23 protein-coding genes and 1 pseudogene are annotated in these 23463 nt (G+C 31.3%); 15 read left to right on the top strand and 9 right to left on the bottom strand.

Translation table 11 applies throughout. The features are described 5' to 3' along the window. Positions 1 to 391 precede the first annotated feature (391 nt). Positions 392 to 571, bottom strand: a complete 180-nt coding sequence (locus ACQH1V_RS01695) for a hypothetical protein (RefSeq protein WP_425360610.1) — start codon at positions 569 to 571, stop codon at positions 392 to 394. Between the two features lie 459 nt (positions 572 to 1030). Continuing rightward, positions 1031 to 2077 (bottom strand): IS110 family transposase, encoded by a 1047-nt coding sequence (locus tag ACQH1V_RS01700; protein WP_425360611.1) that lies wholly within the window; start codon positions 2075 to 2077, stop codon positions 1031 to 1033. 325 nt (positions 2078 to 2402) lie between these two features. Here ACQH1V_RS01700 and ACQH1V_RS01705 point away from each other — a divergent pair, with 325 nt between their 5' ends. From ACQH1V_RS01705 to ACQH1V_RS01720, 4 genes are read left to right on the top strand one after another with little or no spacing between them, the layout of a single operon-like run. Next, positions 2403 to 2582, top strand: coding sequence for a hypothetical protein (locus ACQH1V_RS01705; protein ID WP_425360610.1), 180 nt, complete (start codon positions 2403 to 2405; stop codon positions 2580 to 2582). Positions 2583 to 2600: 18 nt separating this feature from the next. Then, the gene (locus tag ACQH1V_RS01710; protein WP_239832740.1) at positions 2601 to 3056 is read left to right on the top strand and encodes a recombinase family protein; all 456 of its coding nucleotides are present in this window, start codon (positions 2601 to 2603) and stop codon (positions 3054 to 3056) included. Beyond that, positions 3022 to 3291 (top strand): recombinase family protein, encoded by a 270-nt coding sequence (locus ACQH1V_RS01715; protein ID WP_338050570.1) that lies wholly within the window; start codon positions 3022 to 3024, stop codon positions 3289 to 3291. Before ACQH1V_RS01710 ends, ACQH1V_RS01715 begins: the two co-directional genes overlap by 35 nt. Positions 3292 to 3326: 35 nt before the next feature. Continuing rightward, complete coding sequence (locus tag ACQH1V_RS01720) at positions 3327 to 3425, top strand: helix-turn-helix domain-containing protein (RefSeq protein ID WP_410525748.1); 99 nt, start codon at positions 3327 to 3329, stop codon at positions 3423 to 3425. A gap of 678 nt (positions 3426 to 4103) precedes the next feature. On the opposite strand, the gene ACQH1V_RS01725 is transcribed toward ACQH1V_RS01720, so the two are convergent. Next, positions 4104 to 4607 carry a hypothetical protein gene (locus tag ACQH1V_RS01725; protein WP_094649706.1) on the bottom strand — a complete coding sequence of 168 codons (504 nt, stop codon included), beginning with the start codon at positions 4605 to 4607 and terminating at the stop codon, positions 4104 to 4106. A 39-nt stretch (positions 4608 to 4646) separates the two neighbouring features. Further along, positions 4647 to 6284, bottom strand: coding sequence for a hypothetical protein (locus tag ACQH1V_RS01730; RefSeq protein WP_094649705.1), 1638 nt, complete (start codon positions 6282 to 6284; stop codon positions 4647 to 4649). A 204-nt stretch (positions 6285 to 6488) separates the two neighbouring features. Here ACQH1V_RS01730 and ACQH1V_RS01735 point away from each other — a divergent pair, with 204 nt between their 5' ends. Next, entirely contained in the window at positions 6489 to 6830 is a 342-nt protein-coding gene (locus ACQH1V_RS01735; protein ID WP_425360612.1) for a hypothetical protein, read from the top strand. Beyond that, the gene (locus tag ACQH1V_RS01740; protein ID WP_425360613.1) at positions 6827 to 7006 is read left to right on the top strand and encodes a Tn3 family transposase; all 180 of its coding nucleotides are present in this window, start codon (positions 6827 to 6829) and stop codon (positions 7004 to 7006) included. The genes ACQH1V_RS01735 and ACQH1V_RS01740 overlap by 4 nt, the downstream gene beginning before the upstream one ends. 4 nt (positions 7007 to 7010) lie before the next feature. Here ACQH1V_RS01740 and ACQH1V_RS01745 read toward each other — a convergent pair whose 3' ends face one another. Beyond that, positions 7011 to 8036 carry an IS4 family transposase gene (locus tag ACQH1V_RS01745; protein WP_425360614.1) on the bottom strand — a complete coding sequence of 342 codons (1026 nt, stop codon included), beginning with the start codon at positions 8034 to 8036 and terminating at the stop codon, positions 7011 to 7013. Positions 8037 to 8126: 90 nt separating this feature from the next. On the opposite strand from ACQH1V_RS01745, the gene ACQH1V_RS01750 reads away from it, so the two are divergent. The 5 genes from ACQH1V_RS01750 to ACQH1V_RS01770 all read left to right on the top strand — a co-directional run bounded on the left by ACQH1V_RS01750 (position 8127) and on the right by ACQH1V_RS01770 (position 12309). Continuing rightward, positions 8127 to 8426: a transposase gene (locus ACQH1V_RS01750; RefSeq protein ID WP_425360333.1), complete on the top strand. Its 300-nt coding sequence runs from the start codon at positions 8127 to 8129 to the stop codon at positions 8424 to 8426. 7 nt (positions 8427 to 8433) lie between these two features. Next, positions 8434 to 9252 carry an IS3 family transposase gene (locus ACQH1V_RS01755; RefSeq protein WP_425360332.1) on the top strand — a complete coding sequence of 273 codons (819 nt, stop codon included), beginning with the start codon at positions 8434 to 8436 and terminating at the stop codon, positions 9250 to 9252. A 110-nt stretch (positions 9253 to 9362) separates the two neighbouring features. Next, positions 9363 to 10274 (top strand): Tn3 family transposase, encoded by a 912-nt coding sequence (locus tag ACQH1V_RS01760; RefSeq protein ID WP_425360859.1) that lies wholly within the window; start codon positions 9363 to 9365, stop codon positions 10272 to 10274. Between the two features lie 454 nt (positions 10275 to 10728). Beyond that, the gene (locus ACQH1V_RS01765) at positions 10729 to 11691 is read left to right on the top strand and encodes an Rpn family recombination-promoting nuclease/putative transposase (protein WP_425360615.1); all 963 of its coding nucleotides are present in this window, start codon (positions 10729 to 10731) and stop codon (positions 11689 to 11691) included. Between the two features lie 486 nt (positions 11692 to 12177). Further along, positions 12178 to 12309 (top strand): hypothetical protein, encoded by a 132-nt coding sequence (locus ACQH1V_RS01770; protein WP_425360616.1) that lies wholly within the window; start codon positions 12178 to 12180, stop codon positions 12307 to 12309. A gap of 104 nt (positions 12310 to 12413) precedes the next feature. Here ACQH1V_RS01770 and ACQH1V_RS01775 read toward each other — a convergent pair. Further along, positions 12414 to 12815 (bottom strand): annotated as a pseudogene (locus ACQH1V_RS01775) (helix-turn-helix domain-containing protein); the annotation flags it as partial. Positions 12816 to 12956: 141 nt separating this feature from the next. Continuing rightward, the gene (locus tag ACQH1V_RS01780; protein ID WP_425360617.1) at positions 12957 to 16025 is read right to left on the bottom strand and encodes an ankyrin repeat domain-containing protein; all 3069 of its coding nucleotides are present in this window, start codon (positions 16023 to 16025) and stop codon (positions 12957 to 12959) included. Positions 16026 to 16114: 89 nt separating this feature from the next. On the opposite strand from ACQH1V_RS01780, the gene ACQH1V_RS01785 reads away from it, so the two are divergent. The 4 genes from ACQH1V_RS01785 (at position 16115) to ACQH1V_RS01800 (ending at position 22090) form a co-directional block, all read left to right on the top strand. Next, positions 16115 to 17701, top strand: a complete 1587-nt coding sequence (locus ACQH1V_RS01785; RefSeq protein ID WP_094649679.1) for a type IV secretion system DNA-binding domain-containing protein — start codon at positions 16115 to 16117, stop codon at positions 17699 to 17701. Positions 17702 to 18240: 539 nt separating this feature from the next. Beyond that, on the top strand, positions 18241 to 19860 hold the full coding sequence (locus tag ACQH1V_RS01790; RefSeq protein ID WP_425360618.1) for a hypothetical protein: 1620 nt from the start codon (positions 18241 to 18243) through the stop codon (positions 19858 to 19860). 73 nt (positions 19861 to 19933) lie between these two features. After that, the gene (locus tag ACQH1V_RS01795; RefSeq protein ID WP_094649590.1) at positions 19934 to 20467 is read left to right on the top strand and encodes a hypothetical protein; all 534 of its coding nucleotides are present in this window, start codon (positions 19934 to 19936) and stop codon (positions 20465 to 20467) included. Between the two features lie 351 nt (positions 20468 to 20818). Beyond that, a complete protein-coding gene (locus tag ACQH1V_RS01800; protein ID WP_094649589.1) occupies positions 20819 to 22090 on the top strand; it encodes an IS256 family transposase in 1272 nt (423 codons plus the stop codon). On the opposite strand, the gene ACQH1V_RS01805 is transcribed toward ACQH1V_RS01800, so the two are convergent. Both ACQH1V_RS01805 and ACQH1V_RS01810 read right to left on the bottom strand, forming a co-directional pair. Continuing rightward, positions 22033 to 22509: a transposase gene (locus tag ACQH1V_RS01805; protein ID WP_425360619.1), complete on the bottom strand. Its 477-nt coding sequence runs from the start codon at positions 22507 to 22509 to the stop codon at positions 22033 to 22035. The two genes, ACQH1V_RS01800 and ACQH1V_RS01805, sit on opposite strands and share 58 nt — an antisense overlap. Positions 22510 to 22886: 377 nt before the next feature. Then, positions 22887 to 23420 carry a hypothetical protein gene (locus ACQH1V_RS01810; protein WP_094649555.1) on the bottom strand — a complete coding sequence of 178 codons (534 nt, stop codon included), beginning with the start codon at positions 23418 to 23420 and terminating at the stop codon, positions 22887 to 22889. Positions 23421 to 23463: the final 43 nt, after the last annotated feature.

Here is a 23463-nt window from a genome sequence, read left to right on the forward strand (position 1 = left end):
AATTTATCCCAAAGCAACATCACCTCCTTGGTTTTGACATCATCTGAAGCGCTTTCGACACTTGAACGGTGGTTCACTGTTGTTCGTCTTCTTAAGTCTATACCTGACACCTCAAGGATGCCTTTTCTGCATCGCTCACGACAATGCCCTTAAACAATTGCCGCATACAGTGGTTTGCAGCCTATTCCTGTAAATCGACTGCGAAGGACCTACCTTCATCTCTCAAGCCGCTTGGCACGGCACACTGATATCTCCGCTCCAAACCTCGTTAGCGTTAGGTACACCTACAGTCTTACTTGTACCTAGATTGGACCAATATTTATCAAGCAAATAACTATAAATTTTATGCTGTTTATCTTTTTCAGACGTTAACTTTTTCCTCTTTGGGGTTCTAGGGGGTAATCCCAGAAATTTTTGATTTGAGAGAAAGCAGAGTTTTTGTCAAAATATAAAAATTTTTATGGTTATAATTTTGGATATTGACAATTGGAGAAAAAGATATGGTTTCTAAGTTAAGGTTCTTTTTATCATTTATAAAATGAAAATCATATTCCTCATACCAATTTAGCATCAAACCAATAATATTACTAGTATAACTTAAAAGGATATCGAGCAGTTATATTGTTAATTAGATGGTGGTTTGGTATTACAGCTTTTTTTTCTACCTATAAGTAGTCGCTCCGTCAAAAGTCTATAATATAACATCTACTATATTTAAACACAAAAGCTGTCATATATGGACGAGTGAATTTGTCAACAAAGAAAATAAAAAAATAGAGCCACAAAGGAAGCGGTCATATATTCGGCATCGAGTGCCATAATGGTTTCTGCATTCTTATAAATATCCTTGAGTGACCTCTCATTCCCACGGCTTCTAGAGCCTCGACATAATTACGGATTTTATTCAGAATACTTATTCATTAACTCTTTAACTTTCGTTCTCTTTATTGTTGCTATTCTTTACTCGCAATATTTATCAATTACCAATTTTTATTTAGTTGACATAGTTTCTTCTTTTTTCTCAACTAAACTAATTTGCAACATATTCGCTACCATTTGTGACTACTGCATAAGCAATCCTTGCTAACTTATTTGCTAAACCAATACATATAATATTATATGATTTATTTTCAGCAAATTTCTTCACTGCCCACTGCACTAGTTTATCTTTTGATTCCTTATCACTTTTTGCTCTTATTGCTATTGTCCTTGCGGCTTGAATCAACATAGTTCTGGCATATCTATCTCCTTGTTTGGTAATCCCTCCTAAAACTATCTTATCTCCTGAGCTATGTTGCTTTGGTACCAAACCAAGCGAAGCAGCAAAATCCCTCGGGGTTGGATAACTTTCCATTGGGGCTACACTCAAACAACTAGCATTGATTGCTCCAATGCCAAAAATTGTCTGCAACCTAGTAGCTTTCTCACTTTGCTTATTATTGCTGATAATCAGCTTTTCTAAAGTTTTCTCTTTGTCACATAAATCCTCAATTTCTTTACATTCTAAAAATAAAATTGACCGTATCCCAGAATTTATATAACCTTTACTATACGCTAACTCTACCTCCAGCCTACATGATTTGCAAAATTTATTTTTACTTAATTTTGTATTATAGCCATATTCACATAAACTTGATATTGTAGAATTAGTTTTTTGCACACGATCTCTGATCGTATTACTTCTAATTTTATGCAAAAATTTTATATCTTGTTCCTCTTTGCTTTTTGGCAGCACAGTTTTTAATTCTGGATCACGAGCCGCTTTGCATATTGCTAACGCATCGTTATAATCATTTTTCTGTTTCGATGTAGCATAAACTTTTACATCTTTTGTTTTCATTAGTTTGACTTGCAAACCAAGCTTAGCAATTTCCTGTGACCAATAATTAGCTCCTCCACATGCTTCCATAGCTACCAATGAACTTTTATCGAGATTGCTTAAATAGGCTATTAACTCATCTCTTGTAACTTTTTGATAACCTATTTTTTTGCCATTTTGATCGACTTGCACCAAGTGCATACTATTTTTTGCTAAATATATTCCTATTATAGTATTTTTTATGCTATTATTTATCATGGTATGGACCTATTAATTAAATTATTATTTAATTTGGAGCAGCTGAAAACTATTTTTCAGCTGACTCCGTACAAGTAAAGCATATTTCGCTTCACTCGTCCATACCATCATTCCTGCGTAGGCAGGAATCTATATAAGGTAAAAATCTTATGGATTTTGATATGATTTTTGACCGCGAACATGTATTATCTCTTATGTCTATAGCCTTTTTGACGGAGCGACTACTTATAGGTAGAAAAAAAAGCTGTAATACCAAACCACCATCTAATTAACAATATAACTGCTCGATATCCTTTTAAGTTATACTAGTAATATTATTGGTTTGATGCTAAATTGGTATGAGGAATATGATTTTCATTTTATAAATGATAAAAAGAACCTTAACTTAGAAACCATATCTTTTTCTCCAATTGTCAATATCCAAAATTATAACCATAAAAATTTTTATATTTTGACAAAAACTCTGCTTTCTCTCAAATCAAAAATTTCTGGGATTACCCCCTAGAACCCCTTATTGGAAAAATTGTCACCTAAAGATATTGTAATCGCATCTGAATTATCACGTTTGGGACGTTCAATCAAAGAAACCTTGAATATTGTTGAAACAATTACACAAGAGAAACAGTCGAGGCTTGTTCTCATCAAGCAAAACCTAAACTTAAATCCCAAAGACAAAAATAATGTTACCAACAAAGTTTTAATCACCGTATTCTCTATGACAGCAGAACTGGAACGTGATTTTATCTCAGAACGGACCAAAGAAGGTCTGCGTGCTAGGGTAGCAAAAGGCATTAAACTTGGTAAACCTAAAGGAACATTACAAAAATCAATGTACGATAACGATCAAGAAAAAATCTTTCATTTGTATAGACTTGGCGTGCCATTACATAAAATTATTTCTACCCATCTTGAATATGGCAAATATTTATCACTTAAAGAATATATTGAAAAACGAGAAGCAAAAATCTCAATTTCTTGAAATCAAAAAAATCTGGGGTTCTACGTCAGAACTCCTAATAGAGGATTTAAAAACTAGAGGTGTAAGTTTTAAATCATTGTGTGACGGAGATATTGATACTACTACTGCATCAGGAGAGTTAGTATTCAATATTTTTTCTTCACTTGCACAATTCGAAAGAAAATTAATACAAGAAAGAACAAAAGCTGGCTTAAATGCAGCAAGAATTAGAGGAAAAAAAGGAGGAAGAAAATAATTGGTTCCGACCCTAAAGTGTTAACTGCAAAAAAAATGCATAAGAATCATAATATGAGCATCAATAATATCTGTAAAATGTTAAGTATTTCGAGAGCTACTTTTTATAGGTATGTATCTATATCTAATGATTAAGTGTTCTTCAAATCAAGAGCCTTAATCCCTTATTCTTATACCGGATACATAGCTTTTTCGGAAAAAAAAGAGGTTATCCGTTACATCCCCTATTAAAATATTGTATGTCAATAATAAAAATATATGGAGGCACAACAAACGCCCTCTAATTAACAAAACCTTTTTTCTCCTGCTTTTTCTATACACTTATCTTTAACTATTTTCCGAAGTCAGGAAAATTCTTACTTGGGCTAATTTAGGGCATATTAAATCGTTGTCAACCTAGCCAATTTCTGCAAATTACCTAATCACCATAATTCTAATTTATTCTGTAATAGTGCAAAATAATTATGCACAAATAACGCAATTTAATTGTACACGTTACACAGATTTCTAGGTATGTGTATTTGGTTACTTTGTATACTGAAGCCCTTGATCTAACATAGATAATGATTTCACTTTTAAGCAATTTTTTAAATATTTCAGGAGAAACTTTATTTTGGGATATCAAAAACACATGTTTCTGGAATAGTGAGTAGTATGACAAAACTCGAAATTTTATCAGATGACTTTCCCTGTCACACTAACCTACCTGGGTACAATTTTTATCAGTTTATATGTACCTTTAGCTTTTATTAATTGTAATTATGTCGTATTAATCATACACATTGAAGTTAGATCATCTTAATGCTGTATGCATTATCCAGATGTACTACTTCCCTCATCTAAATCTAATAAGTGACTACTTGAACTTAATTCACCCAGTAAAGAAATTACTTCTTCAAATCTAGTTGTTAACTCCTGATTTTCTTCATGTATAGTACCAAATGAGTCTAGTATACTTTTTATAGTATCATGATATTCACCATGTTTTACAACAAATTCTTTACTCCCTTTAAGGGCATCAGTAAATACTTTAAATTCTAATTTTTTAAAATTACTATTATCTTTAGTAAAGTCATTAAATACTTCGAGTAAATCTTGAAATTTACGTATTTCACCTTTTCTAAGGAACCCTTCTAATACTCCTTTTTCTGCTTCAAAAAAAGCACTTTTTTCTTCTTTACTAATATCAGGATTTTTATCAATTAAGTGTTTCTGTACCCAACTTGTAATTTTATCTAACGTACCTGTATTTGTTGACTCGAACAAAAAGTGAATAAACCCTTCCTTTGCAGATATATATTCGAATTTTTTTTTCATGATAAATCTCGTTAAAGTTATTATATAAATAGTTACTTATTAATTAAAAAAATCAATATCCTCTCCGTATAATGCTGCTGATTCTACTTCTCCACTGGTAGTAAATAATGAAGTATTTGCCGCACTAAGATCTTGAAAGATTTTTATTTGATTTGATTCTACATCAATATTGTTTAAGAAATCATTTTTGGAATCTTCATCCATGGAGTAATCTAGTGCTATTAATTCAGAGAAAGCGTCTAATATAGCTTTAGGATAATTTACATCACTATTTTTAAATCCAACTATAAATGAAGAAAACAGTAGTACAGATATATAAACATGATCTATGACTTTTTTTATAAGTAGCAATTGATCTAGTTCCTCTGTGCGGAATACAGCTTTCTTATTATAACCTACTGCACTGTTCATTTGATCTTCTCTATATTTATCACCATCTTTAATACAGTAAGTTGTTTGCATGTCTCCTTCTGCTGAAGGAAATACCTTGATTACATGAGTTATATTACGATCTGATAAATTTTTTGGTACAAGTACTTTATCTTCCAAGGACTTGAAATCAAAGGCATAATATAAATGTTTTGCTATATGATAATAAAGGGGGTCTCTCTCTAGAATTTCTCCTTGAGTTACAAGTTCATCTATATCATCTGTAGTGAATTCTTGATTATATTTCTCTAATAACAATGGGGATTCTTTTTTAATCTTGATTATTGAATCATATTTCTTATATTCATTTATCTGAGTCTCAATAATTGATTCATTTACATCACGATTACATAATGTAATAATGGTATTAATTACTTCTAGGGCACTGATAACTTTTTTAATTTTATCACCTTCGTTATTAACAATTCTTATTTTAGGATTCTTTGTATATATATCTTGTAGCTCTACTACCTCATCCTGTGTTAGAACTTGAAAATTTGAGTTTTTAGGATCTTTGGCTCCGGCTACAGTATCATATAAACGAATTTCATAAGGTACAGTATTTCCCTCTTCAGGAAAAGCTGTGTAAATTCTTTGGTTAAATATTGTGAGCGTAAGTCTGCCTATAGCTTCACAAGAAATACAGATAGTATTTTCATCTTTAATTGCTTGTTGTAAGATATCTACAGAATAGTCAATAAACTTTTGGATGTTTTTCGTATAATTAGTCTCAAAGTCCTTTATTTTAACTTGACTAAAGAATTTTTTATCTCGTATAGTTTTGACTACTTTTTCGTCATCTATTAAATATTTATATCCTGCTCTTTTTGTATTTTTTATTTTGATATGATAAACATCTTTATTAGTTTTTAATTGTTGTTGTAGGCTTTGATAATCCGTATCACCTAAACTTAATCCTAGTTGATCTGATACAAATATCTTCAAAGGTTTTGCAAGATCTTGCAAACTGTCTGATTGTGAAACCTTTAAACCTGAAATTTTTGTTTTTACTAAATGATCTACAAAAGTGTATGGAGTCACATGCCGCATTTGTTTTTTTGAACTACCCAAAACAGGGGGACGCCCTAATGTTACTATTTTGGTACCTTCTTGTTCATTGGGTATTACATCTATAAGAATTTTGTCACTAATATCTACCATTGTTATAGAATTTAAAAAGTCATAAATTTTTGATTTTTTAACCTGAGTTATTTTTAAATTATTTAACTCTTGGTGTAAATTATCCATTATCTTCCTTTCATTTCATATACTTGACTAATTTTTATAAGCTTCAATATTATTAAATAACTTATTAACTAAAGTAAGTTATATTATTCCTACCACAAATTCAAGTAATTTTTATCAGTAGATGCGACCAAATATTATGCTGGGTGGATAGTTAAAGCAAAAGTAACACAAATCACCGATATTGTAGAGCCAAATAAGAGGTATTTGTATCTTGTTGCATTTATTGACCATTATTACAAAATTTGGCAAGATACGCTTGTTGATATGTTACTAAGAAATGTGCAACAGCAGTTAAATAATGCCGACAGGAAACTAAACAATGTAGTAAAAGAAAAAATTCCTGATAAAAATAAATTGACCTACTCTGTTTTGTTGGGCTTTGATAATACCAAATCAACGGTTGATTTGGTAAGAAAAATACTACACGATAATGCTCTTACTAATGATCAAAAAATCGAGAAACTATGTCAAGTTGTGCCTTTGGAAAATACTAATACAGACTTAAAACATGCTATATCAGATGCTAAAAAACTAGAGAATCATTGAATGCCAATTACTCATATAAATATCACGGTAATAGCAAAGGTGTTAATGTCTATCGATTTATTGATGAACGGGGAATCCTATTTTACACCGATGTATTTAGCAGTTCTGAAAGAGATGCGGCTTATGTGATTGACGGTTTGCTACACAATGAAATCATTAAGAGTAACCTACCATAGTACCCTACAATTTTTGTAAAGATGGTAGTAGGGTAGAAAAAAGTTCTTGTTTGGGAGGTATTAATAATGTGGATATTAGCTGCGTTATGGCTGTTGTAGATTGATAAAAAGCATTTTTGATATGATCAAAGCCATAGGTAAATAATGAAAACAATTGTCTTTCAATGGTTTTGTGCCGTTTTATTCGGATGGAATTTAAGGCATTTTGTATTAGTCCATTTTTGACTATTAAAGCTGAAGCAATAGCAGCTATCACTAATAATTTTTCAAATCTATCCAATTTTACAATGTGACTTTTTTCAATATCAAAACCACCGCTTTTTAGGTGCAAAAATAGTCGTTCAACACTCCAACGAAATTTATATAAAGCACAAATATCTTGCTCTATTTCAATTGAAGACACCAGAACCATCAGCTCGCTCTTATCATTTCTATATGCGGTAAAATTAACCTTTCTATTCCATAATACACCGCTACAAGCCCTATACTCTAAGGCTTTAACATCACTAAATATTCTTTCAATGGTTAAAGTCCTTAAACCTTTTGTAAGACGAATTTTATGATCCATTTTTAATGGAATAACAAACTTTAGATGGTTATTTATCAGAAAGTCTAACCATTCTTTATTCATAAATTCTCGATCAGCAAGCAAATATTTTATTCTTTCAACGCTAAAATTATTAATAAATTTCTGCAAAAATTCCTTCATAAATTCTGCAGAACACCCACCACCATGCGACAGAGTCTTCCACAATATTGGCACCGATATTTTACCAATTACCATTACTAAAAATAAAATATTAATATCGGATTTACCAAATTTCCAACTTGTTCTATCCATTGCTATGACATAATTTTTTGAAGCAAAAAAGCTTAATAGCAAATAGCCAATCTTTATATAATCAAAATTAAAATCTTTTAAAAAACGATAAATTCTATGAGTTTTTGACGTTGCTTTAGCATCACCTAAAATACCAAGTGCTAAACTTTTTTGATAAATTGAACTGCCCGTCAGCAAACTAATTACCATACCAACCAAACTATAATGGTCCCCAAAATTTAGACAAAAAATAAGAGGAAATGAGATAGAATTCTTTAGCAAAAGAATAAGGAGCTAGAGATGAAAAAACAAGCTAAGCAGTATAGTGCCGAAGAAAAAACTAAAATTGTCATAGAGGCAATAAAGGGGGAATTAACTATAGCCCAAATAACTAGCAAGTATGGGGTTCATGCTACACAGATAAGTAACTGGAAAAAACAAGGTCTTGAACTGTTAGTACAAGGTTTTAAGAGTAAGGCACAGAGTACTGATCCAAATCAGCAGAAGCTAGTTAAAAGTTTATATGAGCAAATTGGTCAGTTAAGCGTTGAATGTGACTGGCTCAAAAAAAAATCTGCATTGTTTGGACTTAAAGGATAGGTATAATATGATAGAGCCTAATCATAATATCCTAACGATTGTGCAACAGTGTAAGTTGCTTGGTGTAAATAGGTCAAGCTATTACTATAAACCTATTGGAATTAGTGAACAAGATCTCAAGGTCATGGCAATAATTGATGAGGTATATACCATGCATCCATATTATGGTATGCGGAGAATGGCTAAATACCTTCAAACAAAAGGCTTTGTAGTAGGTCGTAAAAGAGTAAGGTGCTACTACCAGATAATGGGGCTTGAAGCTGTTTATCCTAAAATGAATTTAAGTAAAAAGAATCAGGCACATAAGGTATATCCTTATCTACTCAAAGGCTTAGAGGTAACATACTCGAACCAAGTATGGTGTTCAGATATCACTTACGTAAGGCTGCAACAAGGGTTTGTTTATTTGGTAGCCATCATGGATTGGCACAGTCGTTATATACTTAGCTGGCGGGTATCAATTAGTTTAGAAAGCACTTTTTGTGTAGAAGCTCTTGAGGAAGCTATAGAAAAATATGGTGTACCAGAGATTTTTAACACGGACCAAGGTGTGCAATTTACCTCTGAGCAATTTATCTGTATTTTAAAACAATATAATATTCAGATAAGTATGGATGGCAAGGGTAGAGCTTTGGACAACGTGTTTATTGAGAGGTTTTGGCGTTCGCTGAAACAGGAAAAAGTTTATCGAATAATTTTAACAATTGTAAAGGAGGCAAAGACAGCAATTAACGAATATATGGACTTTTATAATAGACAAAGAATGCATCAAGCTTTAGATTATAAAACTCCAGAATGTGTATATTTTGAAAGAAATATTGTATAAAAACAACAATTTGATTTTTGAGAATTATATCTCAAATTATCTAAATTTTTGTCTAGACAAACGGGACCACCATAGTTGATGGGCAAAAATTTGAACTCGATACACCAAATATTAAAGCTAGATATTCCCGTAAGTATTTACGAGAAGGGCAAGGGGTTAGTGCCTATACTATTCTTGCAAATCATATACCTTTGCAATGTGAACTCATTGGTACACACGAACATGAGAGTTATTTTGTATTTGATATTTGGTACAATAACAGTTCAGAAATTACTCCAGAAGTGATTACTGGGGATATGCACAGTATAAACAAAGCAAATTTTGCCATTCTTAATTGGTTTGACGTACAATTAAAACCAAGATTTACCAGTTTGAATGACCAACTAAAAAATCTTTATTGTGGAAATGATATTAAGGAATATGCAAATTTCTTGATTAAACCCATTGCTCAAATTGATCGTCAGGTCATTGTCGAACAAAAGAACAATATTGACCAACTTGTGGTCACATTGGCATTAAAAGAGATGAACCAAGCTAATTTGATCAAAAAACTATGCCATCTACCACCAGAAAACAAGCTACGTAAAGCTGTTTTTGAACATGATAAATTAATACGGAGTATTTATACTTTGAAATACATGATGGATTCTAAATTACAAAGGGATGTACATAAATCACAGAATAGGATTGAGTCATATCACCAATTACGTGCTGCTATTGCAAAGGTTGGAGGGAAAAAACAATTATATGGCAAGACAGATATTGATGTCGAAATTAGTAATCAATGCGGTAGATTAGTTGCGTCTGCAATTATTTACTATAACTCTACTATTTTGTCTGGACTTCTTGACAAATACGAAAACCTTACCAACAACAAAAAATTTCTAACAACGATGAAGAAAATATCCCCCGTTGCTTGGTATCATCATATTCATTTTCTTGGTCAATATACTTTTCAAAATAAAAGTTATAATATCGACATAAACAAAATATTAGAAACTATTGATTTCAATTTTGTATAACTTGCTACTTAAATTAATAGAGCTAGAAGTAATAAACTTGTTAAACAGCAGAATACTCTGTGCTTAGATGATAATCTTATTTTTAATTGTTGTCAATATTCACCAATTCCTAAAAGTTAGAGCCTCAATCCCTTATTCTCATACCGAATACATAGCTTTTTCGGAAAAAAAATAGATTCTCCGTCACAACCCCTATCAGCAGTAGCACAAGCAGAACGTCTGAGGATTTTAGAGCGTACCAATGAGGGGCGACTTGAAGCAAAGCTCAAAGGCATAAAATTTGGAGCTAAACGCAGGATTAATAGAAAGCAATTGCTGCAATATCATGAACAAGGTATTATTGGCACTAGTTTAGCTAAAAAAATGAGTATCAGTCGTGCTGCTGTGTATAAGATACTTAAAGAAGAGCGAGAAAATATTGGTTCAGTATAAATTAATCATCTAAGTTAGTAAAATGCCAAAAAAACCTAAACATGACCAGCTTTTTAAAAGAATTATGGGCAATGAAATAGCTGCACAAGAATTTTTAGAGTATTATCTACCGAGTAATTTTAAAGAACAGTTAGATTTATCAAAAATTAAAGTAGAGAAAGAAAGTTATATTGAAGAGAGCTTGAGACGAAAATATAGTGATATAGTTTATGCTGTAAGCACTAAAAATAAGGAGAGTGCTTTTATCTACATTTTATTAGACCATCAGTCAACAAGTGATTATTGGATGGCACTAAGGCTTTGGAAATATACGTTACTATTATGCGAAAGACATAAAAAGAATAATGATAAGCTACCACTAATCTACCCAATGATTATGTATAACGGTGTAGAGGAATATAGTGCACCAAGAAACATATGGGAATTGTTTACTGACCCTATGCAAGCTAAAGAGTTAATGGTGTCAGATTATCAATTAGTAGATTTACAGAGTATGTCGGATGATGAGATAGTTCAGCAGAAGCATTTAGGAATGATGAGCTATGTCATGAAGCATATACATCAACGAGATATGCTTAAATTGTGGGAGGAGTTTTTAAGAAGGTTTAAGCTAGAAGTGTTAATAGATAAAGAGAATGGTTATATTTACTTAGAATCGTTTTTATGGTATACTGATGCTAAGTTGCCAGAAGAGCAGCAATCAGAATTAGAGCAAGTACTAGCCAAATATTTATCAGAAGAAGAACAAGTTAATATTATGAGAACTATAGCACAGAAATATATCGAAGAAGGTGAGTTTAGGGGTATCCAAATAGGTGAAGCTAGAGGTGAAGCTAGAGGTGAAGCTAGAGGTGAAGCTAGAGGCAAAGCTGAACGAAATATTGAAGTAGCAAAAAATATGTTCTCAAATAATTACTCTATCCCTGAAATCTCTCGTATTACCGGTTTATCTATTCAGGAGATCAACAATCTGCTTAAATCTTAGTGGCACGCCGTAACGGAACGTGCGGAAAGCGAAATGCAACTCCTGCATCCCTAATCGCAATACACTATTGACGGTAGCTACTTTTTACCCATTTTGTATCTTAATTAAAATTGCCAATTCTCTACAAACCCTTATATCCATTAGTTTTATAGCCAATATTTAAACTCAATCACCTTTTAAAATTTTACCTCTCTTTTTATAGATAAAAGCATCCTTTTTAATTTTGTGTTTTTCACTTTCATATTGGAAAGTCGTTTATAACCTTATTGTACGTCTTTTGAGCATCAGTTATCGATAGCTTAGAATATATCTCTAGAGATTGCCTAGATTCATGACCAGAATAAGGTTGTATCAAAGCATCATCAATCCCTTGCTTTTTATCCAGGTAAATAAAAAATGCCTTAATTACTAGATTGGATACTTTTTACCAAATAAACCTCGCTAATATCCAACAATCAATTGACAAACTAAGTCAAAATCCATAGTGTGTCAATCACAAAAACTAAAACGTTACTTTTTGCTGTAAAAAATATTAAATTTAGAGCTATTCTTTTGCTCAAGAAAATAAAGATATCAATTTATTTAACACTGAAAGTTATTAGGGTTATAGAGAAATAGTACTTTAATAAGAAGATAAATGTGCAAAAAATAGATGCCTCTACAAAGCCTATCAATATAAGGGATATAGCTATACATTTCGCTTTTCGCACGTTCCGTTACGGTAAGCCATCTTGAGCCATTTTTGCTTCTAATGCTTTAAGCCTTTTACTAATATTGTTTAAATCATTGCGTAACCAAATTGATCTCACTCCTCCAGGTGATACAAGTATACCGCTCTTCTTAAGCTCATTTGATACTCTTAGCTGACCATAGGCTGGATATTCTATTGCCATATCTACTACTGCTTTTTCTACTGCTGGATCAACTCTATTGGCTATTATTGGCTTTCTTCGACTAATTTCATACAATGCTTCTTCTCCACCAGTTTCATACAATTCTTTAAATCTATAATAACTATCTCTACTATATCCCATGGCTTTACAGGCTGACGATATGCTACCAAGGCTCTTAGATAATTCAAGTAATCCTAATTTTGGCTTTATGATTTTTTGATTTAAGTTCATTGTGACCTTCCATTTTTTTATCTGTATTTTTAATACTTTATTTTTATTAAATGTAAGATCAAATGTCAACTAATACAACTGAGGCAAATACCTTCAATTGTAATCAACATTTGTCCTATTAGTTACTTGTGGTAATCATACTTATATCTCTGAATCCAATCCATGTTCTCCTAAAGAGGTTAATGCATCTTCTACATTATTTATATGATCATTATTACAGTGTAATAAATTAATGGTTTCTTTATTCCAACTATCGTGGATTATCAGATCTATGAATGCAAATATTCGTATTATATTATCAGAATATACTGGATCCGAAGTATTTTTAGTCTCGCTATAATCCTCAAGTAATATTTTAATTTCAGATAGAGTGAAATGGTCTGTAATATCATCGTCCGTTAATATGTACTTTATTATAGAGAACATACGTTGTTTTATATCTTGATCTGAATGTGGCAACGCATAATGATGTATTGCATTATCAAGTAATAATATCGGATCCATCCCTTCATGTTTGATACTCCAATCAATTACGGACAGATTACCTAATACTACTAGATTATATTGTACTTCTTCTAATACATGTTTATTTCCTTGCTCACCTAAATGAGAATATGAGGTGAGTAGTTTATCAATTAGAGGTTTACCCAGGAAAATGCTGTAATATTTTTGTAAATGCTGAATAAAATCTTTATGGTTTGTTATTTTTACTAAAGGAATATAATCATTACTTTTTATTATGTTGTTAATATGTGAAATTTCATCCAGTGCTGTATCAGTATTAGTTATATGTTGCTTTACTTGATAATCTTCCTCTGTTGTTATTTGATTTTCCAAGTGCATTTTAGATATAAAGTTATATAGGAATATTGATAATAAATCCTGCTTTTGATTTTTTGTAGGAGTGTATACTGCTTTTACAAAATTTGATATTTCATCTAATATAAGTGTGCTATTAGATAGTAATATATAAGGATTAGAGTGCATTTGTAAATGTGCTAATATTACATTAGCGAGTATATTTTCGGATGATTGATTAATATTTAATGCAGTTTTATTAAAAATTTCTTTTACCATTAAATTAGTTAGGTCAGACATATATATTTGAAAGATCTGATTAATAATTAGCTGGAACTCTTTGTTAGTTAATGTTTGAATGGCATCAATATCTATGTGTGTAATTCGGTCTGGAATATTATTTTGTAGTAATAATTTGGTGTATTCTCCTGGAATGTTTAACAATTGTAGATCAATAGGACAATCAGTAATTAAAGGATTGATAAAAAGCCACTGGATACTTTTTACTATTCTATCTTTTAAATCTTCAGAAGATTGACGTTCTTTCTGGTTATAAAACCAATCTTTTAATGTTGCATATAGATCAAAAACTACATCAGGAACAGTAGGCATACTCAATGTAGTAGTAACATTATTTGGTAACGGTACTACCATATTATGGCGTTTTGCTTCTAGTAATAATAAATTATGGAATATTTTGTTCTCAGACGACCTCAAATAACATATTTTATCTTCTTCAGGTAACAATTGATGCATTGTTTGCATTATTACAGTATTTAAGTTATGCAATTGGTTGTCGCTTAATACACAACTTAATTGAGTAACGAATTGCTCTTTGGTATTTTTAATACTTGTGGCGGCAAAAATTTCTTGTAACTTTACAATATCATTACTTGTTATAGTGTAGTTAACTATTTTTTTAACTATCTCAAATAAATTAAGTATATCTTCTATTAAGGTAATATTATCGTAAGCTCGATCACAACTTAAATTTGACTTATTATGGTGTTTGTTGAGGGCTCCTGTTACAAACTGTTTAGTAGCAGTTTTAGTATTTTTAAATAAATTCCAACTGCTAGAGTGTTTAGTTGTCCCATCAATAATAGCAGTAGTTTTTTCTGGTGCCTTAAGGTTTATGGTAGAAATAGAATGTAAGCTAATATTACAAAATTCTCTTTCTAACAGGAAATTATTAAAATTTTGCAATTCACCGGTAGCGTTAATATCTTCTTTTGAAGAGTTGTAAGTGTGACCACATTTATTAGTAATTGTTACATCAGCACCATTATTGGTAAGTAACATAATCATTTCTCTGTAATTATTCTTGGCTGCTATATGTAACGGTGTGTTTCCATCATGATTAATAATATTTGGGTCAGCCCCATGCTCAAGTAATACTTGAGCTATTTCACAGCTACCACTCTCTAATGCTATTAGATGTAATATAGTATTATGATCCTGATCAAAACAATTAGCATTTGCTCCTTCTTTAAGGATTAATTTGACTGTTTCTTTATTAGGAATATTGATTGCACTTATAGTTAAAAGAGTATCTAGATCTTCAGAAGCAATATTATCACTTTCTACTTTTTCATCTTCTATTATTGAATGTATTAACTCATATCTTTCTTCCAATTTATTTCTATATAAAGTTTTATCCGAGAACTCTATATAATTATTTACTACATCTCCCGGATCAATATTTTTACATGTTAATTTAATTGAACTAAATGCTGCCAAAATTTGATTTCCTACCTCTCCCTCACTAGCTACATCAATGTGTATATTCAATGATTTCTTAGTCAATTCTTGCCTTAACTTACCTAAAGAAATTGTAATATATAAAATTACTCTATTATGACTTTGGTGAAATAAATAATTCTCTATCCCCACCTCTTTGTTTAAGGCTTCTAAATATTTTTGTTGTGGAATATCAAATAATATAAATTGGCCTCCAATATATTGTACATTCTGATCATTATCTATAATAATTTGAGATAGGCTAGAGGGCCTATGCACAAAAGTTGAGGCATTAAACCCTATCTTAGAAGTGATATAGTGTAATATGTTGCTTTTTCCTATTCCACCCTGAGTACTATAAACCGTAATATAATTAGCTTGTCCTAAAGATAGACCATGATTTTGTAACTCTTTCGTCAATTCTAAAGGTGTTAAGGATTGGTAATTCTTTTGAGTTTTAAGAACGTCTATTATATTAATAGGGCTAGCATTGATGTATGAATTATTGTAGAAGAGATTAAGACTATTATTTAAATTTAATTCAATATCGTTTAATAAATTTTGGTTAGTTATTGTTTTATTAAATTGGGTTATATTAGTGTATTCATTATAACGTTCTGATATATAGAGAGTATGACAAAAAAGGTTTATATGCCAAAGATATTGATCCACGCAAAATTCTTAAATCACGATTCTATAGAGCATCTTACCTTTCAGTATGGGAGTTTGTTAAAATACGATTAGCTCTTACTGTGCTAGTCATGTTTGGCATCTTTGTTTTAATCTATCTGCTATGGTCAAGATTTGGCAAAGATGTCAAAGCAGAAAAGCAAAAAGATGGTAGCAATAAAATATTGACTAGCAAAGAAGTTAGAAAGTGCTTGCGTAAAATTGGTAAAGCCAGCGATCTAACTATTGGTGATATGCCGCTAGTGAAAGATATGGAAACTAGGCATGTGTTAATTACTGGTGCAACAGGTGCTGGTAAAACTAATCTCATGCATAATTTACTGATTCAGGTAGAAGCAAAAGAGCAACCCGCTATTATTATTGATCAAACTGGGGAGATGATTGCCAAGTACTACAATCCACACCGCGGAGATATTATCTTTAATCCTTTCGATCAACGAGGCAAAGCTTGGGACTTTTGGAAAGATTGTGAATCTCGTGAGGATTTAGAGCGATTTTCCAAGATATTAATAGGTTTTAACAGAAAGCAATCGAGCAGTCACTCTGATCTTTTTTGGGAAACAGCTGCCGAAACTGTCTTTAAAGCTTGCGTTGAATTTTTAAGAGGAAAAAATGCCTCCGTACAAGATGTAGTAAATATGGCATGTCATGCAGATATAGAATATCTAAAAACCACACTAGGAGGTACTGAAGCCGCTAGATATCTTATAAATGACTCCAAACAAACGTCTGGCTCTATTGTAGCGGTACTGGCAGCAAATAGCAAACCACTTATGTACCTACAGCCTGCCGATGACAATGGAGCATTTTCAATTAAACAATACTTTGCTAATCTTCAGACAGGAAACAAAGCATGGTTATTTCTAGCAACCAAACCCAGTAGTCGTGCATTAACCTTACCACTAATATCTTGTTTAACTGAACTTGCATTAACACAGCTTATGGAAATAGGAATAGATAGTAAACGCAGAGTATGGATTGTTATCGATGAGCTGCCAGCCCTTGGTAAACTTCCTGCTTTATCACCTATGATGGCAGAAGGTAGAAAATATGGAGCTTGCGTCTTAGCTGGTATGCAATCTCTAAATCAACTTTACTCCCAATATGGTCATTATGATGGTTCTGCAATCTTCGGGCAGTTTGGCACATCCTTCTTCTTTAGAAATCTTGAGCCAGCAATTGCTAAAATGATTAGTTCTATGTGTGGTAGCCAAACTTTAATGCGTCAGCAGAAGAATACTAGCTTCGGTGCTCATGAATTTAGAGATGGAGTCAGTTATAACGAACAGCATCATAAGCAAGATATTGTCACTGTAGAAGATTTAGCTAACTTAAGCGTTGGTGAGTGTTACACTCTATTGCCTGAGCCGGCTGTTAGATTATCCAAAATACAAATTCTAGCAATATCTCTACCCAATAAGAATCTTGAACTTATTCCTAAAAAACTGATAAGCTCCAGCAATAATAGTGCTAATCGGTCTAATCAGAGTACTAATAATACCCAAGACTTATCTAATTCATCTAGATTAAATTCAGAACTCAATCATCTTGCACCCCAAAAATCTAAACAGCAGAAGAACATCAAGAAGCTAGGTAAGAAAAAACCAACACCACTAAAAGAAGAGGAGTTAGAGAGTAAAGCAGTTGATCTACTTTGAACTATCTTTATCGATGAAGTATATCAATAAGATGCTTTTAACTTTTAGATATCTATCATGGATAAGTAAGTAGCTTGAGCTATAATTCAACCTTCCGAAACAAAGCCCACTTATGCCAACAACAGCTACAAGCTCTTATTAAAGCTAAGGACAACAACAATCTTATGGAAAAATTACAAGAAAAAATAACCACAGAATGATCAAGGTCAAAGGGGTAAGCCCTTTGACTACAGAACTAGGATTTAAGCAGATTGTTGATCTCCTGAATAGATAAACCGGTAATACGAGAGATTTCAGGGATAGGGTAATTATTAGAGAACATAGTTCGGGTTAACTATAAATTAAATTATAAAAATTTGTTGCTTTCCAAAAATAAAATATGCTAGCTTAGGTTCTAAGATCTTTAAAGGCTTACCAGGAGCTTTAATTAACTAAGTTCAATCAAAACTAACAAATTAAGGATTATATAAATCCTTATCATAGATTTAATCTTTTTAGGATAATACATGAAGATAAAAATATAAATAAGGTGGTAAACTATGGAAACTGTTCAACAAGAAATCTCCAAAACCAAAACTCTACAAATTATAAAAAGACAAAAATGGTATATTACTAACTTCATAGAAAAGTTGTTTAAAATAAATATGAGTCAGGACGTATTAGTTGATATTATAATCAATGATGATCCTATTAATCCACGTGACAATCAAACTACAATAGTAGGACGCCCAAAAACGTTAGGGAGCACAACAAAACAAATGCGTCATGTAACCCCATATTCTTTTATAGAAGCAGCCATTAAAGAAACAATTGTGGCAACAGAAGAAAAGAATGATTATATATCATATATAAATGATATAGTAGAATCTATTAAACCAATAATAAAAAATAAGGAAGGTATCTGTTTAACGATAGATCAGTATTCGAAAATAAGCTCTAATATTACATCCAGAGATAAGGAATCTAAAACATTTAAACTGTCAACCACCAGTAATGAATATTACTTAATATACAATGATACACTTATAGAACAATTTGAGCATTGCAATGATTTCTCACAAGATGAAAAAAATAAAGCTAAAACAGACTTTAGTACTAAATTTGAGAAATATATTACTTATGGTATACAGTATCTTACTGAAGCAATATTAGATCCAAAAGATGTTAATACCATAACCATAGTTTGTGAAGGAATTGCAAGAATAATATTAACCTTATTTAATCAAGAAAAGTATGCTACTTTCCCTGAAGAAGGAAATTCCCTAAAAGAAGAAATTCGTGTATACAAAACTAAAAAGGATGCAGAACAAGCATTAAAACATGGATATGAAGTATATTCCCATAAAGAAATCACTAAAGAAATAAGTGTGCCACGTATTAAAACTAAATATGATTCATGTATTAGAATTGTTGATAATGAAGGATCAATAGTCAAAAAAGTAGCAAAAGTATTAAAGATCATGCATTCATTAGTTTATCATAAGTTATCAGGAATATCCCATAAGACAGAAAAAGAGGATTTAGATCATCAAAAAGAATATAATGAAAAATATAATTTTAAAATAAAGGATCAAAACCTTCAATGTAGAGACAAGTATAATGAAGAGATTAATATTAAAAGTAATATATTAGATATTTTTCCATACCACATAGCAAAGCATCTATATTCCGTGTTTGATTTTAAACCTTTAGAGGAAAGGGTGTTAGCACCTAAACAAAAAGGGGATGAGAGAACAATTACAGTATATCCGTCTGCTACTGGTATAAAAAAAGCAGAATATATAGTACAAGATGGAGGACTATACAGGGAATTACAGTATAATTCTAGGAAGGGTTATAATGATAATGCAATATTTCGTTCAGAAATAAGTCATGAAGTAACGAAAAATATATTAAAAACTAAAATCGTTAATCATGTTATTATTTCTCTTTTACCTTTTAATGGATTAGAAATAGGATGCATATTTAATGATGAAGCTCAATGTAAAAATACCACAATACTTCAAGCTTTTTGTGAGTTAGCAAAAGTAAATTATGAATCAGAAGGGATAAAATTAGATAATGCATGGATGGTTCATGTCCAAGATGAATGTTCCAGGTATTTTGCTGACGTACTAGGTAATGTATCACAACCTATAGAAGATAATTATTATTTATAACATCTAACTGATATAAATATGTAACTTTTAAAACAATATTTTAATTATAACAACGTAATAAAAGGTTAACTGTATGTATAAAAATGTTCCTCATAAAGCACTAAAAGCAGCTTATTCTGAATTTTTAGTCACTAAAATTCAAAATAACGACATGCAATCTGTAACAGAATGGGTAGAAGAAAGTTTAGTAAATGAAAATCCTAATATTGATGATGTTCGAAAAATTGCTTTTTACGAAGCAGAGAAATCATTAATTAAGTTATATATTGCTGAAAATAACTTTGAGAAGTTAAATACACTTATCAATGCAATTGATAATAAAAAATTTAAAGATGATCCAAAGCACCAAAAATTAAAGGTAAATGAATGCAGAGTTTTAGCAGGTGCCATAATAGAAGCAAAAAAATACTTAGAAGAAGATAAGAGTATACACAAAGATCTTTGTAAATTACTAGACACTAAATATCAAGAATTAACAGATGAAAGCTATAAAAATAAAATATCAGAGATCATAGGTGAAGCTTTATCAATTATTTCTTATACACCATCAGAAATAGTTACAACTATGGGGGGTGATGGAGCAAGTGGTAGTATGGCAGATATTTGATAGACTCAGGGTGTTAGAAAGTTTGTGTAGAGGGTGTCAGGATTTAAGCAGATTGTTGATCTCCTGGATAGATAAACCGGTAATACGAGAAATTTCAGGGATAGAGTAATTATTGAGTCAATCATTTATTTTGTGTAAGTTCTATTTTTTACATTCCAATAAATCATATTTAAAATCACCACAAAGTATTTCAAATTGATTCAAAGCTAATGACCAATCTTTTATGGGCATAGTCCATTTTTTAGATGCATTTTGCAGAGCTAAAAATAGAGTCTATAATATACTTTGTGTAAGTTGCAAAAGTAAGCAGTAAGAAGTACTGTAAGAAAACAACTTATAACAAGGTAAAATATGTCAGAAAAAATAAAAAAGAAGATATTAGAACTAAAAGATAATAATATAAGTAATAATTTAGTAGAAGAATTATTATCAAAAGCCGATCCATCTAAGTTGTTTGGCAAAGAAGGATTATTTCAACAACTAAAAAAGCAAATAGTTGAAAAAATATTAGAAAGTGAACTAGAGCATGAATTAGGTTATTCAAAGCATAGTAAAATGCTGAAAGTAGATAATAATCGTCGTAATGGTAGCTATGAAAAGACAATAATTGATGATGATGGTAGGAAGGTTACTCTGGAAGTACCAAGAGATCGAGAAGGAGAGTTTGTTCCCAAATTAATACCTAAAGGGCTGAGAAGATTCAGTGGATTTGACGATAAAGTTATCTCACTTTATGGTCGAGGAATGACAGTCAGTGAAATTCGAGGTCATTTGGAAGAAATATATCAAACTGAGGTTTCCGGTGATTTAATATCGACAATAACCGATGGAGTAATAGACGAAGTAACTAGGTGGCAAAATCGAGGTTTAGATAAGGTTTATCCAATATTATACTTAGACTGTATTCATGTTAAGTCTAGGGATAACCAGGTAGTGATAAATAAAGCAGTATATTTAGCGATTGCTGTTAATATAGAAGGAAAGAAGGAGTTGCTGGGTATTTGGGTAGGAAAAAATGAAGGTGCTAAATTCTGGATGCAAGTAGTTACTGAGTTAAAAAATCGAGGAGTAGAACAAATTTATGTTGCTTGTGTTGATGGTCTAAAAGGTTTTCCGGAAGCGATAAGTAGCATATTTCCTGCGACTATAGTACAGTTATGTATAGTTCATATGGTTCGCAATTCAGTGAAGTATGTCTCATATAAGGATTTAAAGGAGGTGACCACAGATTTGAAGCAAATTTATACAGCAAATAATGAAGAAATGGCAAGTCTAAAACTTCAACAATTTAGTTCAAAATGGGACAAAAAATATCCAGTAATTTCTGATATTTGGCAACGTAATTGGTGTGGGATAATCCCATTTTTTGCTTTTCCTGAGGAAATAAGAAAGGTAATTTATACAACAAATACCATTGAATCTGTCAACCGTCAAATTAGAAAAATTATCAAAAATAAGGGGGTGTTTCCAGATGATAAATCAATTCAGAAAATAATATTTTTAGCTCTGCAAAATGCATCTAAAAAATGGACTATGCCCATAAAAGATTGGTCATTAGCTTTGAATCAATTTGAAATACTTTGTGGTGATTTTAAATATGATTTATTGGAATGTAAAAAATAGAACTTACACAAAATAAATGATTGACTCCAAAATATAAATGCGTAAAACATGATCATCCTGCAGGGATAAGGCATTTGAGTAAGATAACTTATTGCAGGATATTTTTCTATAACAGAGAAGAAATTAACAGCAATTCCTACTCCTAGTTCGCTTTTGCCCCGTTTCTGTAATTTAACCCAATGTTCAATTTGTTCATATAGATTCTTGATTAACTCCTGCTGATTTGGATCAGCACTCTGTGTTTTACTCTTAAAGCCTTGTACTAATAATTCAAGACCCTGTTTTTTCCAATTACTTATCTGCGTTGCATGAACACCATACTTACTAGTTATTTGGGCTATTGTTAGCTCGCCCTTGATTGTCTCTATGACAATTTTTGATTTCTCCTCAGCACTATATTGCCTTACTTGTTTTTTCATCTCTAGCTCTCCTTTTTTGCTAAAGAATTCTATCTCATTTCTTCTATTTTTGTGTCCAAAATATGGAGACCATTATACTTTTGACGGGGAGACTATATATATTTATTTTAGAATACCAAATTGTTCAGGTTTATTAAAGTTTTGCTTGATGTATGATATACCAAGAATGCCAACATTGATATATTTATGAAGAACTAACTAGTCGCTCCGTCAAAAAGGCTGTAGACATAAGAGATAATACCAATTAAAGATTGGTCAGTTGCCTTGAATCAATTTGCCATACTTTGTGGTACTGATGACCAAAAATGGGCAAATGTCGATCAAAGATGGACTAACTCTGATATCATACTTACACAATCTTTCTGATAGACCCTAAATCACAGAATAGTACAGTATTGGTGTATTTCTCCTGCGGTTGGCACTTCTGAAGATTCAGTATCAGAGTATTGGACAACAGATAAAGCCTCAGTGATTTTATCTGATATCTTACTTCTATACCCTTCATCTGTTAGCTCTTTATACTTAGTATCTAGTAGTGTATGCAGATATTTATACATACTTTTATCTTCTTCTAAGTATCTTTTTGCTTCTATTATAGCATTTGCTAAAACTCTACATTCATTTACTTTTAATTTTTGATAATTTGGATCATCTTTAAATTTTTCGTTGTCAATTGCATTAATAAGTGTAGTTAACTGCTCTAAATTATTTTCAGCAATATACTTCTTAATCAGTGATTTTTCTGCTTCATAAAAAGCAATTTTTTTGTTATCACTAGTATTAGGATTATCATTAATTAAATTTTCTTCTACCCATTTTGTGATAGACTCAGTGTTATTATGACAGATCCCGCTGACTAAAATTTTAGAAGCAGCTTCCTCTAATGCCATTTGTAAAGTACTTTTATGCATATAATTTACCTATTACTTTGTTATATTTAATCCATAGTACCAA

Origin of the sequence: Candidatus Tisiphia endosymbiont of Ceraclea dissimilis (assembly GCF_964030735.1) — a bacterium.
Lineage (GTDB): Bacteria > Pseudomonadota > Alphaproteobacteria > Rickettsiales > Rickettsiaceae > Tisiphia.

Coding starts and splice junctions, on each gene's coding strand:
- ACQH1V_RS01705 (WP_425360610.1), top strand. CDS start 2,403: ATGCTAAATTGGTATGAGGAATATGATTTTCATTTTATAAATGATAAA.
- ACQH1V_RS01785 (WP_094649679.1), top strand. CDS start 16,115: ATGTTTGGCATCTTTGTTTTAATCTATCTGCTATGGTCAAGATTTGGC.
- ACQH1V_RS01795 (WP_094649590.1), top strand. CDS start 19,934: ATGTATAAAAATGTTCCTCATAAAGCACTAAAAGCAGCTTATTCTGAA.
- ACQH1V_RS01765 (WP_425360615.1), top strand. CDS start 10,729: ATGCCAAAAAAACCTAAACATGACCAGCTTTTTAAAAGAATTATGGGC.
- ACQH1V_RS01730 (WP_094649705.1), bottom strand. CDS start 6,284: ATGGATAATTTACACCAAGAGTTAAATAATTTAAAAATAACTCAGGTT.
- ACQH1V_RS01695 (WP_425360610.1), bottom strand. CDS start 571: ATGCTAAATTGGTATGAGGAATATGATTTTCATTTTATAAATGATAAA.
- ACQH1V_RS01810 (WP_094649555.1), bottom strand. CDS start 23,420: ATGCATAAAAGTACTTTACAAATGGCATTAGAGGAAGCTGCTTCTAAA.
- ACQH1V_RS01725 (WP_094649706.1), bottom strand. CDS start 4,607: ATGAAAAAAAAATTCGAATATATATCTGCAAAGGAAGGGTTTATTCAC.
- ACQH1V_RS01745 (WP_425360614.1), bottom strand. CDS start 8,036: ATGGTAATTAGTTTGCTGACGGGCAGTTCAATTTATCAAAAAAGTTTA.
- ACQH1V_RS01800 (WP_094649589.1), top strand. CDS start 20,819: ATGTCAGAAAAAATAAAAAAGAAGATATTAGAACTAAAAGATAATAAT.
- ACQH1V_RS01700 (WP_425360611.1), bottom strand. CDS start 2,077: ATGATAAATAATAGCATAAAAAATACTATAATAGGAATATATTTAGCA.
- ACQH1V_RS01720 (WP_410525748.1), top strand. CDS start 3,327: ATGCATAAGAATCATAATATGAGCATCAATAATATCTGTAAAATGTTA.
- ACQH1V_RS01755 (WP_425360332.1), top strand. CDS start 8,434: ATGATAGAGCCTAATCATAATATCCTAACGATTGTGCAACAGTGTAAG.
- ACQH1V_RS01790 (WP_425360618.1), top strand. CDS start 18,241: ATGGAAACTGTTCAACAAGAAATCTCCAAAACCAAAACTCTACAAATT.
- ACQH1V_RS01805 (WP_425360619.1), bottom strand. CDS start 22,509: ATGAAAAAACAAGTAAGGCAATATAGTGCTGAGGAGAAATCAAAAATT.
- ACQH1V_RS01750 (WP_425360333.1), top strand. CDS start 8,127: ATGAAAAAACAAGCTAAGCAGTATAGTGCCGAAGAAAAAACTAAAATT.